Consider the following 13043-nt stretch of genomic DNA (forward strand, 5'->3'; position numbering starts at 1 on the left):
CGGCATCCCGCATCCACACTGCTGCCGCGCCAGCCCAAAAAAAACGGCGCCCCCAAAGGGCGCCGCTTCCCGCATCAACCAAACCCGATCAACGCTTGGCTTTCTGCTTCAACTGCGACAGGTCACGCACCGCGCCGCGATCAGCAGACGTGGCCAACGCCGCATAAGCCTGCAAGGCTTGCGACACGACACGTTCACGTCCGACCGGTTCCCAGCCATCCGCGCGCGCATCCATCGCGGCGCGGCGGCGGGCCAGTTCTTCGTCGGACACAGCCAGGTGCATCTTGCGATTCGGGATGTCGATTTCGATCACATCGCCTTCTTCCACCAAACCAATCGTGCCGCCCTCGGCCGCTTCCGGCGAGGCGTGGCCGATCACCAGGCCCGACGATCCGCCCGAAAAACGGCCATCGGTGAACAGCGCGCAGGTCTTGCCCAGGCCCTTGGACTTCAGGTACGACGTGGGGTACAGCATTTCCTGCATGCCCGGGCCGCCCTTGGGGCCTTCGTAGCGGATCACGACCACGTCGCCCGCCACGATCTTGTCGCCCAGGATGCCTTCAACGGCGTCGTCCTGGCTTTCGAACACGCGGGCGCGGCCCGTGAAGACCCATTGCGATTCGTCCACGCCGGCCGTCTTGACGATGCAACCCTTCTCGGCCAGGTTGCCGTACAGCACGGCCAGGCCGCCGTCCTTGGAATAGGCGTTTTCCTTGCTGCGGATGCAGCCCGTCTGGCGGTCCGTGTCCAGCGTCAGGAAGGTGGCGTCCTGGCTGAAAGCGACCGTGGTGGGGATGCCGCCGGGAGCCGCGCGGTAGAACTTCTGCGCTTCTTCGCCCGCGCCGCCGGCCACGTCCCACTTCTGGATGGCGTTGCCCAGCGTGCCGCTGTGCACGTTGCCGCACGACAGATCCAGCAGATCGGCGCGCGCCAGTTCGCCCAGGATGCCCAGGATGCCGCCCGCGCGGTGCACGTCTTCAATGTGGTACTTGTCGGTGGCGGGCGCCGCCTTGCACAGGCAGGGCACCTTGCGCGAAATGCGGTCGATGTCGGCCATGGTGAAGTCCACGCCCGCTTCCTGCGCGGCAGCCAGCAAGTGCAGCACGGTATTCGTCGAACCGCCCATGGCCACGTCTAGCGCCATCGCGTTCTGGAATGCGCTCTTGGTGGCGATGTTGCGCGGCAGAACCGATTCGTCTTCTTCCACGTAGTAGCGGCGGCACAGGTCAACCACCAGGCGGCCGGCTTGTTCGAACAAGCCCTTGCGCCAGGCGTGGGTAGCAACAATAGTGCCGTTACCCGGCAGCGCCAGGCCGATGGCTTCGGTCAGGCAGTTCATCGAGTTGGCGGTGAACATGCCGGAACAGGAGCCGCACGTCGGGCAGGCGCTGCGTTCCACTTCGGCGACTTCGGCGTCCGACACCTTCGGGTCGGCTGCCTTGATCATGGCGTCGATCAGGTCGATCTTGGCGATGACCTGGCCATCGGTGGGCGACTTGACCTTGCCGGCTTCCATCGGACCGCCAGACACGAACACGACCGGAATGTTCAGGCGCATGGCGGCCATCAGCATGCCCGGGGTGATCTTGTCGCAGTTCGAAATGCAGACCATGGCGTCGGCGCAGTGCGCGTTGACCATGTATTCGACCGAGTCGGCGATGAGTTCGCGCGACGGCAGCGAATACAGCATGCCGCCGTGGCCCATGGCGATGCCGTCATCGACGGCGATCGTGTTGAATTCCTTGGCGACGCCGCCGGCGGCTTCGATTTCCTTGGCGACCAGCGCGCCCAGGTCGCGCAGGTGCACGTGGCCCGGCACGAACTGCGTGAAGGAGTTCACCACCGCGATAATCGGCTTGCCGAAATCACCGTCCTTCATGCCAGTGGCGCGCCACAGGGCGCGGGCGCCGGCCATGTTGCGGCCGTGGGTCGATGTGCGGGAACGGTAGTGCGGCATGATTTGTCTCGAGTGCTGTTAGCGTGGCGGCAAAACGCTAAATAATACGCTGGATCGGGGCGGCACAGGCCGGACCCTCATTCCCGCATCGCCAGCAGCGCCTCTTGCAGATGACGCAGACCACGGCTAAGCGGCTTGTCGCGGCGCATCACGATGGCCAGTTCGCGCGACAGGCGGGGCGTCAGCGAGTGCACCGCCAGCGCATCGCGCTGCCCCGCGCCCGACACCGCCAGCTTGGGCAGCACCGCGCAGCCCAGCCCGGCCGCCACGATCTCCTTCATGGCTTCGGTGCTGCCTAGCTCCATGAAGGGCTTGGCCGCCATGCCCGCTGCTTCGAACCAGTCGTCCACCAAACGGCGCGTGCGGGCACCGGGCTCAAACAGCACAAGCGGCCACGGCGCCAATGCCTGCGGCGTCACCTGAGCGGGAATGGAGGCCGCGTCGCGGGCGGGGAAGATCGCCACGAATTCGTCTTCGATCAGCGGCGTCACCTGAAACATCCGGCCCGGCGCGGGCAGGGTCACCAGCCCCATGTCCAGCGTGTTGTTCTCCAGCCCACGCAGCATGTCAGCCGTGTTGCCGGTGCTGGCCACGATGTCCAGCGCGGGAAAGCGGCGGCGCAACTGCGCCAGCACTGGGGGCAGCAGATAGGTGCAGGCGGTGGCGCCCGTGCCCAGCCGGATGCGGCCGGACACCTGCGAGGCATGCGCCGTCATGGCTTGCTCGGCCTGCGCCAGCGCGGCGTCGATCACGCGGATATGGGTCAGCAGTTCCAGCCCCGCCGCCGTTGGCCCGGCACGGCGGCCCACCCGTTCGACAAGCTTCAAGCCAAAACGCCTTTCCAACTGGCGCACCTGCAGGCTGACCGCCGGCTGGGTCACGCCCCCGCGCTCGGCCGCGGCCGAGAAACTGCCCAGCTCAATGACCTGCGCGAAGAGGCGCAGATGGTCCAGGTTCAAACCGCGCATGGCGTCCACCCAAAGTTTTGCTTATGCAAATCATAATCTTCCAAAGCTTTATTTATGAATTGTTTAGCACCACACTGGCGGCTGGATTTTCCTTTCGATCTTTCGGCCCTGATATGTCGCCCCACACCCCCATCGTCCTGATCCGCGACAGCGCGGAAGCAGACCTGCCCGCCATCAAGACCATCTACGCCCACCACGTTGAACACGGCACCTCCTCGTTCGAGCTGGAACCGCCTTCCATCGCCGAAATGCGGCAGCGCCGCGCGGGCGTATTGGAAAAGGACATGCCGCACCTGGTGGCCGAGATCAACGGCGAGGTCGTCGGCTATGCCTACGTCACCCCCTACCGGCCGCGCCCCGCATACCGGCACACGGTCGAGGACTCGGTCTACGTCAAGGCTGGCCGCGCGGGCTTGGGCATCGGCGGCAAGCTGCTGGCTGAGTTGATCGCACGCTGCACCGCGGCGGGTTGGCGTCAGATGCTGGCGGTGGTGGGTGACAGCCGCAACGCCGCGTCGCTGGCGCTGCACGCCAGCCAGGGCTTTCATCCGGTGGGCACGCTGCGCTCGGTGGGCCACAAACATGGGGAATGGCGCGACACCGTACTGATGCAGCGCAGCCTGGGCGAAGGCGACAGCACGCCGCCGCAGCGCCCGTGATCGGGCCGCGCGCCGTCGTCTGCCTGGGCCTGACCCAGTTGGTGAACTGGGGCGTCACGTTCTATCTGATCGGCGCGTTCGGCCCCGCCATGACGGCCGACCTGGGCTGGAACGCCGCCGTGGTCTACGGCGGGTTTTCAGCCGCCATCGTCACGATGGCGCTGGTGTCGCCCTTGGCGGGCCGCGCCGTGGACCACTGGGGCGGGCATGTTGTGATGCCGGTGGGCGCCGTGCTGGCCGCAGCCGGTTGCGTATTGCTGGCCGCCGCGCACAGCGTGGTCTGGTACTACCTGGCCTGGCTGTTGCTGGGCATCGGCATGCGGCTAAGCCTGTACGACGCCGCCTTTGCCGCATTGGCGCGCGCGGGCGGCCCCACGGCGCGGCGGGCAATGTCGCAGATCACGCTGTTTGGCGGCTTGTCGTCCACGGCGATGTGGCCAGCGGGCCACGCACTGGCCGCCTGGCTGGGTTGGCGCGGCGCGGTGCTGGTGTATGCCGCGCTGGCGCTGGCCACCTTGCCGCTCTACCTGGCGCTGCCCCGCCAGCGCTATGCCGCGCCGGCCACCGCCGCCAACAGCAACGCCCCCGGCCTGACCCGCTCACCTGGAGAACGTCGTCTGGCGGGCACGCTTTACGCCGTGATCGCCATGGTGACCAACTTCCTGGCGGCCGGCACCGCCGCGCATCTGATTGTCTTGCTGACCGGCGTGGGCCTGGCCAGCGCGGCGGCGGTCGGTGTGGCCGCGCTATGGGGCATTGGCCAATTCGCGGCGCGCATGGCGGATGTGGCCGTGGGCGCCCGGCTGCATCCCTTGACGCTGAATTGGGCCGTCACCGCGCTGATGCCGTTTTGCTTCGTGCTGGGCTGGTTCTCGAACGGCAACCTGTATGCCACCGCAGCCTATGCGTTTTTCTACGGTGCCTGCAACGGCCTGTTGACGATCACGCGCGGCACACTGCCGCTGGCATTGTTTGATTTCCGCAGCTACGGCTCACTGGTCGGCGCGCTGCTGGTGCCCAGCTTCTTGCTGACGGCCGCGGCGCCCGTGGCGTATGCCTTCGTGATCCAGACCCAAGGCGCGCGCGCCGCCATGGCGATGTCAGTCGTGTTGGCGGCCGCGATTGCCGCGGCGGCCTGGGTGTTGCGAAAGCGGTTTATCGGCAGGGTGCCGGCAAGGGCCGTGTAGGTTCGCAACCCCTTCCAAACCTTTGGGCCGGTGCCCAAGCCGACGCTGTCGAAATAATCAGCCTTCGGCGGCGGAAGCCACCACCCACTTTTCCCAACCTATTTTCCTGAGCTTGCAGGCCGGGCATTCGCCGCAGCCATACCCCCAGTCGTGCCGCGCGCCGCGCTCGCCCAGATAGCAGGTGTGGCTGTCTTCAACGACGATGTCCACCAAGGCGTCCCCGCCCAATTGATGCGCCAGCGCCCAGGTTTCGGACTTGTCGATCCACATCAGCGGCGTTTCGATGGTGATGCGTGACCCCAGCCCCAAGCCCAGCGCCACCTGTTGCGCCTTGATGGTGTCGTCGCGGCAATCGGGATAGCCAGAAAAATCCGTTTCGCACATGCCGCCCACCAGCACATCGAGTTGGCGTCGATACCCCAGCGCCGCCGCCAGCGTCAGGAACAACAGGTTGCGCCCCGGCACGAAGGTGTTGGGCAGCCCGTTGGCCTGCATTTCGATGGCGCGGTCGCTGGTCATGGCGGTGTCGCCCACCTGGCCCAGCACCTTCAGGTCCAGCAGATGGTCTTCACCCAGGCGCGGCGCCCAGTCGGGGAAGTTGGCGCGGATTTCACGCAGCACGTTCAGCCGGGCCGATAGTTCGATGTGATGGCGTTGGCCGTAGTCGAACGCCACCGTTTCCACATGGGCATAACGGTCCAGCGCCCACGCCAGGCAAGTGGTGGAATCCTGGCCGCCCGAAAACAGCACGAGCGCGCGACGTTGATGATTTTGCATAAAGGGGGCTTCTAGAAAGACGAAGGGACATCACGGACTTTAACCGAGACAAACGCGCGCCCCGTAAGGAACGCTGCGTAAAATCAATCGGTTCGATTTTCCTGGTTTTGCCGCAACGCCCTTCCCTTCCCATCTTCAGCCCGACGGATCCACCGCCCGATGAAAGCCATTCGCCCGCAGTCCGACTCAGCAGAACCCTTGCGCCACGATATCCGGCTGCTAGGCCGTCTTTTAGGCACCGTCATTGAGGAATGCGAAGGCAAGCGTGTCTTTGACACCATCGAAACACTGCGCCGCACGGCGGTGAAATTTCGTCGCGAAGGCAATGAGGCGGACAGCAAGCTGCTGGAGCAGCGCGTCAAGCGCTTGCAAGGCAATGACCCGAATTCGGTGGCGCGCGCCTTCAGCTACTTCCTGCACCTGGCCAACATTGCCGAAGACCGCGACCAGAACCGCAGTCAGCGTGCCCGCGCCTTGGCCGGCGACACCGCCCCGCGCGGCAGCCTGCGCGATGCCGTGCAGACGCTGGGCAAGCAAGGCGTGGGCGTGGCCCGCATACGCCGGCTGCTGGCCGATGCCAGCGTGATGCCGGTGCTGACCGCGCACCCCACCGAAGTGCAGCGCAAAAGCACGCTGGACGTGCACCGCGAAATTGCCGCCGCGCTGACCCAGCGCGGCAACCCGTTGACGCCGGAAGAGCTGGCCGAACTGGATGCCGCGCTGCTCGGCCGCGTGGCCACCTTGTGGCAGACCCGCATGCTGCGCTACACACGCCTGACGGTGGCTGACGAGATCGAGAACGCGCTGTCTTACTACCGCAGCACCTTCCTGCAAGTCATCCCGCGCCTGTACGGGGATTTGTCCAAGCTTTTGAACCGCGAGCCCGCCAAGCCGTTTGCCGCCCCGCCCCCGCCGCTGGAACCGTTTCTGCGCATGGGCAGCTGGATCGGCGGCGACCGCGACGGCAATCCCAATGTGGATGCCAGCACGCTGGAGCGCGCGCTGCTGCGTCAGGCCACCGTGCTGTTCGAACACTATCTGCAAGAGGTGCACGCGCTGGGCGCGGAACTATCGATCACCACCATGCTGATTTCGGCCAACCCGGAATTGCTGGCGCTGGCCGACAACAGCGGCGACGATTCCCCGCACCGCCGCGACGAGCCCTATCGCCGCGCGCTGGTCGGTGTGTACGCCCGCCTGGCCGCCACCGCCCAGGCGCTGACGGGGCAGAACCTGGCGCGCCGCCGCACCGTCGCTGCGCCGGCCTACCAGGCGCCGCAGGAACTGTCGGCCGACCTGGCCATCATCGCCGCGTCGCTGGCGGCGCATCATGGCGCCCCGCTGGCCAAGCTGCGGCTGTCGGGCTTGCAACAGGCCATCGAGGTGTTCGGTTTCCACCTGGCCACCGTCGACCTGCGCCAAAGCTCCGACGTGCATGAAAACGCATTGGCCGAATTGTTTGAACGCGCCGGCGTCCAGCACGAGGGCAAGCCGCTGGACTACCTGTCGCTGGACGAAGACCAGCGCGTGGCGCTCTTGCGCGCCGAACTGGCCCAGGCCCGCCCGCTGGCCTCGCCCTGGATCGCGTACAGCGAAGACACCACGCGCGAACTGGCCGTGCTGCGCGCCGCCGCCGCCGGCCGCGCGCGCTATGGCAAGCAAGCGGTACGCCAGACCATCGTGTCGCACACCGAAACCTTGAGCGACCTGCTGGAAGTGATGGTGCTGCAAAAGGAAGCCGGCCTGATCGCGCCGGCCGGCCAGGACATCGCCCCCGAAGACGGCCTGATGGTGGTGCCGCTCTTCGAAACCATTCCCGACTTGCAGCGCGGCGCCGACATCATGGCTGCCTGGCTGGACCTGCCCGAAGTGCGCCAGCGCGTGAAGCAGGCGCAGAACGGCGCGCAGGAAGTCATGCTGGGTTATTCAGACAGCAATAAGGACGGCGGCTTCCTCACGTCGAACTGGTCGCTGTACCAGGCCGAACGCGCGCTGGTGGATGTGTTTTCCGCGCGCAACGTGCGGCTGCGCCTGTTCCACGGACGCGGCGGTTCGGTGGGACGCGGCGGCGGTTCAAGCTTTGACGCCATCCTGTCGCAGCCCCCGGGCACGGTGGCCGGCCAGATCCGCCTGACCGAGCAAGGCGAAGTCATCCAAAGCAAGTACAAGGACGCCGAGGTGGGCCGCTGGCACCTGGAACTGCTGGTGGCGGCCACGCTGGAATCCAGCCTGGCGCCGCGCGCCGAGGCCACCAGCGCCGAAGACGCGCACATGGCGCAGCACGGCCCGGCGATGTCGTTCATGTCCGAAACCGCACAGCGCACCTACCGTGGCCTGGTCTACGACACGCCGCGCTTTGCCGAATATTTTTTCGCCGCCACCCCCATCAGCGAAATCGCGGGCCTGAACATCGGTTCGCGCCCGGCTTCCCGCAAGAAGGGCCAGCGCATTGAAGACCTGCGCGCCATTCCCTGGGGCTTTTCGTGGGCGCAATGCCGCTTGATGCTGACCGGCTGGTACGGCATGGGCTCGGCCATCGAGGCCTATCTGGAAACGGGCGCCCCCGACGCCCCCCGCTCGCGCCGCGCCCGCCTGGCGCAACTGCGCGAGATGGCCCGCGAATGGCCGGCGTTTCGCACGCTGCTGTCCAATATGGAAATGGTGCTGGCCAAGTCCGACCTGGCCATCGCCGCGCGCTACGCGCAGTTGGTGCCGCAACGCGCGCTGCGCGAGCGCGTGTTCGGCATGATCAGCGCCGAACATGGCCGCACGCTGTCCATGCTGAAGCTGCTGACGCAGCGCGAGCTGCTGGCCGACAACCCGGCCCTGCAGGATTCGCTGCGCGAACGCTTTGCGTATATCGATCCCTTGAACTATTTGCAGATCGACCTGATCCGCCGCCACCGCGCGGCACAGAAACACCCCGAGGCGGACATCGACAAGCGAGTACAGCGCGCCATCCACCTAACCATTAACGGCATCGCGGCGGGGCTGCGCAATTCTGGCTAGGCGGGTAGCGTCCACCTGCCGAACACCGGCTGATGCTGGTTTGTCCACCCCTGGAGACTTTTAGTACTATCCCTGACAGAAATTCTAAGTACGCACAAATGTTCGTATTTAGAACAAAATGATTTTTCTGGCCGAACGGCACGGAAAGGCATCCCCGGAAGAGACAGCGTTCCCCCTGATTCCCCGTGTGCCCGCCCGTGACGTTCGCCTGCAAGCATCAAGCGAGCCGTCATGGATACTCCCCTGAAAAATCTGGCCGTCATCGGCGCAGGCGCCATGGGCAGCGGCATTGCCGCCTTGTTCGCGTCGAAGGGATTGAACATCGTCCTGATCGACCCGATGGAAGGCGCGCTGGACCGCGCCCGCGCCGTCATCGACCGCCAGTTGAACGTCTACGCGCCCACCCAGGTGCAGGAAGCGCTCCAGCGCATCCGCATGGAACCTGGGCTGGAAGCCGCCGCCAACTGCGAGCTGGTGATCGAGGCCGTACCGGAAAACCTGGAACTCAAGCGCGGCATCTTCGCCAAGCTTGACGCGCTGTGCGCCCCGCACACGCTCTTCGCCACCAACACGTCAGGCCTGTCCATCAACGCGATCGCCAGCGCCGTGGCGCGCCGCGACCGCTTCGTGGGCACCCACTTCTTCACGCCGGCCGACGTCATTCCGCTGGTGGAAGTGGTGCGCAATGACGACACCTCGGAAGCCACCGTCGCCCAGGTCATGGCGACCTTGCGCTTTGCCGGCAAGCGGCCGGTGCTGGTGCGCCAGGACATCCCCGGTTTCATCGCCAACCGCATCCAGCACGCCCTGGCCCGCGAAGCCATTTCGCTCTTGGAAAAGGGCGTGGCCAGCGCGGAAGACATCGACGAAGTGGTCAAGTGGAGCCTGGGCATTCGCCTGGCCCTGTCCGGCCCGCTGGAACAGCGCGACATGAACGGCATCGACGTGCACTACGCGATTGCCAGCTACCTGTACAAAGACCTGGAAAACCGCACCGAGCCGTCCGACCTGCTGAAAAGCAAGGTCGACAGCGGCGAGATCGGCGCCAAGAGCGGCCAGGGTTTCTACACCTGGAGCCCCGAGCGCCGCGAGCGCGTGCTGCGCGAGAAAAGCGCCGCGCTGGGCGAACTGGCGGCCTGGCTGAACGACAAGGCCGGCGACACCTGACGGCGCTTTGTTCCGACGCCGCAACCAAATTCAAGACAAAGACAGATAAGGCGCGGGGGCCACGCCCACCGCGCCATCGGGCCACGCGCCACACCACACAAAGAAAATCAATCGTCGGTCTACCCGCGCATCGCCCCCCGATGACGCCCGGGACCAGACACTAGAGAACCGCCTACGGAGTTGTTGGAGGCACCATGAATAAACTGGCTTCATTCTTTACCGAGCTGATGCGCAAGTATCTGCCGGATCCTTTTGTTTTCGCGATTGCACTGACGCTATTGACCGTGCTGCTGGCCATGGGCATCGAAGGCCAGAGCATCGGCGACGTGACCCGCGCCTGGGGCAAGGGCTTCTGGAGCCTGTTGGCCTTCACGACCCAGATGGCCGTGATTCTGGCCATGGGCTACGTGCTGGCCACCGCGCCGCTGACCGACCGCCTGCTGAACCGCATCGTCAGCCACGTGCACAAGCCGCACACCGCCATCATCGTCGCGACCCTGGTGGGCGGCGTGGGCAGCTACCTGAACTGGGGCTTTGGTCTCGTCATCGGCGGCATCGTCGCCAAGAAGCTGGCGTTGAAGGTCAAGGGCGTGCACTACCCGCTGATCATCGCGGCGGCCTATAGCGGCTTCACGATGTACGGCCTGGGCCTGTCCGCCAGCATTCCGGTGCTGGTCGCTACCCCCGGCCACCCCACCGCCAATCAGATGGGCACGATCCCGCTGTCGGAAACCATTTTCTCGGTGCCGATGCTGATCACCAGCCTGGTCATCATCATCACGCTGCCCTTGCTGAACGCCTGGCTGCACCCCAAGAAGGGTGAGAAGGTCGTTGAAGTGGACCCGGGCATCGACCGCGACGCCAACGCTTCCAACGCCGGCGAAGACATGCTGGAAAAAGGCACCATCGCCTCGAAGCTGAACAACAGCCGCATCCTGAGCATGCTGATCGGCGCGCTGGGCATTGCCTACGTGACGTTCCACTTCATGGACGGCGGCTCGCTGGACCTGAACCTGATCAACTTCATCATCCTGTTCCTGGGCATCATCCTGCTGGGCACGCCGGCCGCCTACGTGGCCAAGCTGACCGAAGGCATCAAGACGATCTCCGGCATCATCCTGCAGTATCCGTTCTACGCCGGCATCATGGCCATCATGGCCGCGTCGGGCCTGGTGACGTCGATCTCGCAATTGTTCGTTGACTTCGCCACGCCGGCCACGCTGCCGTTCTGGGGCCTGATCAGCTCGTTCTTCATCAACTTCTTCGCACCGTCCGCCGGTGGCCACTGGGTGATCCAGGGTCCGTTCATGATCGATGCGGCCAAGGAAATCGGCAGCGCCCTGAACCAGACGACCATGGCCGTCATGCTGGGCAACGCCTGGAACGATCTGGTGCAACCCTTCTGGATCCTGCCGGCGCTGGCTTTGTCCAAGCTGAAGCTGCGCGACGTGATGGGCTATACCGTCATCATGATGCTGTGGGTGGGCGTGATCCACATCACCGCCGTGCTGGCCTGGGGCTACGCCACGCACTGATCCACCGCGCTTTCTTTGAACAGACTGGAAACCGATATGAGCAAACCGACTGCGTATCTCGTCACCGGCGGCAGCGCCGGCATTGGCGCCGCCATCATCCGCATGCTGCTGGATGCGGGCCATAAAGTGGTCAACATCGACTACCGCCTGCCCGAGAATCCGCCGGCCGGGCTGGTCTCGTATCAGGCCGATCTGACCGATGAAGCGCGCACCAAGGAAGTCGCCGCCGAAGTCACCAGCGCGTACAACATCGTGGGCTTGGTGAACAACGCCGGCGCCACCCGCCCGGGCACGGCCGACACGGCCACCCTGGCGGATCTGGACTATGTGGTGAACCTGCATCTGCGCACCGCGCTGATCCTGGTGCAGGCCGCGCTGCCCGCCATGCGCGAAGCGGGCTTTGGCCGCATCGTGAACATGTCGTCGCGCGCCGCTTTAGGCAAGCCCGAGCGCGTGGTCTATTCGGCCACCAAGGCCGGGCTGGTGGGCCTGACGCGCACGCTGGCCATGGAGCTGGGTGGCGACGGCATCACCGTCAACGCCATCGGCCCGGGCCCCATCGCCACCGACCTCTTCACCAAGAGCAATCCGGCGGGCGCTCCGCAAACCGAACGCATCATCAACAGCATCGTGGTCAAGCGCCTGGGCACGCCGGAAGACGTGGCGCGCGCCGCCATGTTCTTCCTGTCGCCGGACAACGGTTTCGTGACGGGCCAGATGTTGTATGTGTGTGGCGGCACGACGCTGGGCGTCGCCCCCATCTGAGCGCGCGCGCCATGCTGAACCACCTTGACCTTCGTGCCTGCCCGCCGCAACTAGCGGCGCAGCAGCGCGTGGTTGATCTGGTCGGCGGCGCGGCGCAAGGGTGGCAGGAAGGCGTCCAGCATGGCTTCGCGCGTAAAGCGGTTGGACTGCCCGCTGACGTTCATCGCGGCAATCACACGACCGCTGCGGTCAACAATGGGCACGGCCACCGATTGCAAACCGGGTTCCAGCTCTTGCGCCACGCAGGCGTAGCCATCGGCGCGCACGCCAGCCAGCAGGCGCTTGAGTTCGGCGATGTCGGTGACGGTTTGCGGGGTGTAGGACTGGATCTGGCTCATGGCCAGCAGCCGGTCCAGTTCCGTTTCCGGCAGGCCGGCCAGCAGCACGCGGCCCATCGACGTCACCCACGCCGGCAGGCGGCTGCCCACGGCCAGGTTGATGGTCATGACCTTGTGCGTGGACAAGCGCAGGATGTAGACGATGTCGGCGCCTTCCAGCACCGACACCGAGCACGATTCGCGCGTCTGCTCGGCCACTTCTTCCATGTACGGCAAGGCCAGGTTCCACAGCGGCGTGCCGGACAGATAGGCGTAGCCCAGTTCGAGAATGCGCGGGGTCAGTTCGAATTTGCGGTCGGTGACGGTGACGTAGCCCAGGTGTTCCAGGGTCAGCAGAATGCGGCGCGCGCCGGCACGGGTCAGCCCCGTCACGGCGGCCACTTCGGACAGCGTCATCTGCGAACGACCGGGGCCGAACGCTCGGATCACCGACAAGCCACGCGCGAAGGATTGCACGTAGCTGTCGCTGGGTTGTTGGGGGTCAAGCTCCGCCATCCGGTGGGTCCCAAGAGTAAAAAGCTCGCCGCTGGCGAGCCGATCGTTGCCGTTTCGGGCAACGCCAAACGATGGAGGATCGCCATGCGTCGGCCTGCCTTGACGCTGTGCGGTCCCCATGAAACGATGTTCTTCAGCAGAACGTAAGTTCTAATGAAGAACAAATTATGACACGCCACCTATGAG

At 65.5% G+C, this 13043-nt stretch carries 10 protein-coding genes; 6 read left to right on the forward strand and 4 right to left on the reverse strand.

Annotated elements, in window-relative coordinates; all coding sequences use genetic code 11:
- Positions 1-88: 88 nt before the first annotated feature.
- Positions 89-1957, reverse strand: coding sequence for a dihydroxy-acid dehydratase (ilvD, locus tag ELS24_RS27580; protein WP_050450224.1), 1869 nt, complete (start codon positions 1955-1957; stop codon positions 89-91).
- Between the two features lie 77 nt (positions 1958-2034).
- Positions 2035-2925 (reverse strand): LysR family transcriptional regulator, encoded by an 891-nt coding sequence (locus tag ELS24_RS27585; protein ID WP_127186490.1) that lies wholly within the window; start codon positions 2923-2925, stop codon positions 2035-2037.
- A 113-nt stretch (positions 2926-3038) separates the two neighbouring features.
- Here ELS24_RS27585 and ELS24_RS27590 point away from each other — a divergent pair, with 113 nt between their 5' ends.
- The gene (locus tag ELS24_RS27590; RefSeq protein ID WP_127185947.1) at positions 3039-3584 is read left to right on the forward strand and encodes a GNAT family N-acetyltransferase; all 546 of its coding nucleotides are present in this window, start codon (positions 3039-3041) and stop codon (positions 3582-3584) included.
- The gene (locus tag ELS24_RS27595; RefSeq protein WP_127185948.1) at positions 3581-4771 is read left to right on the forward strand and encodes an MFS transporter; all 1191 of its coding nucleotides are present in this window, start codon (positions 3581-3583) and stop codon (positions 4769-4771) included. The genes ELS24_RS27590 and ELS24_RS27595 overlap by 4 nt, the downstream gene beginning before the upstream one ends.
- 57 nt (positions 4772-4828) lie before the next feature.
- Here ELS24_RS27595 and queC read toward each other — a convergent pair whose 3' ends face one another.
- Positions 4829-5548 carry a 7-cyano-7-deazaguanine synthase QueC gene (gene queC, locus ELS24_RS27600; protein ID WP_050450221.1) on the reverse strand — a complete coding sequence of 240 codons (720 nt, stop codon included), beginning with the start codon at positions 5546-5548 and terminating at the stop codon, positions 4829-4831.
- Between the two features lie 159 nt (positions 5549-5707).
- Between queC and ppc the strand changes: the two genes are divergently transcribed.
- The 4 genes from ppc (at position 5708) to ELS24_RS27620 (ending at position 12024) form a co-directional block, all read left to right on the forward strand.
- Positions 5708-8557, forward strand: coding sequence for a phosphoenolpyruvate carboxylase (ppc, locus tag ELS24_RS27605; RefSeq protein WP_127185949.1), 2850 nt, complete (start codon positions 5708-5710; stop codon positions 8555-8557).
- A gap of 231 nt (positions 8558-8788) precedes the next feature.
- On the forward strand, positions 8789-9724 hold the full coding sequence (locus ELS24_RS27610; RefSeq protein ID WP_127185950.1) for a 3-hydroxyacyl-CoA dehydrogenase family protein: 936 nt from the start codon (positions 8789-8791) through the stop codon (positions 9722-9724).
- A 194-nt stretch (positions 9725-9918) separates the two neighbouring features.
- Positions 9919-11259: a short-chain fatty acid transporter gene (locus ELS24_RS27615; protein WP_127185951.1), complete on the forward strand. Its 1341-nt coding sequence runs from the start codon at positions 9919-9921 to the stop codon at positions 11257-11259.
- A gap of 36 nt (positions 11260-11295) precedes the next feature.
- Positions 11296-12024 carry an SDR family NAD(P)-dependent oxidoreductase gene (locus ELS24_RS27620; protein ID WP_050450217.1) on the forward strand — a complete coding sequence of 243 codons (729 nt, stop codon included), beginning with the start codon at positions 11296-11298 and terminating at the stop codon, positions 12022-12024.
- Positions 12025-12074: 50 nt separating this feature from the next.
- On the opposite strand, the gene ELS24_RS27625 is transcribed toward ELS24_RS27620, so the two are convergent.
- Complete coding sequence (locus tag ELS24_RS27625; RefSeq protein WP_050450216.1) at positions 12075-12857, reverse strand: IclR family transcriptional regulator; 783 nt, start codon at positions 12855-12857, stop codon at positions 12075-12077.
- Between the last annotated feature and the right edge of the window lie 186 nt (positions 12858-13043).

The organism is Achromobacter spanius (assembly GCF_003994415.1).
GTDB lineage: Bacteria > Pseudomonadota > Gammaproteobacteria > Burkholderiales > Burkholderiaceae_B > Achromobacter > Achromobacter spanius_C.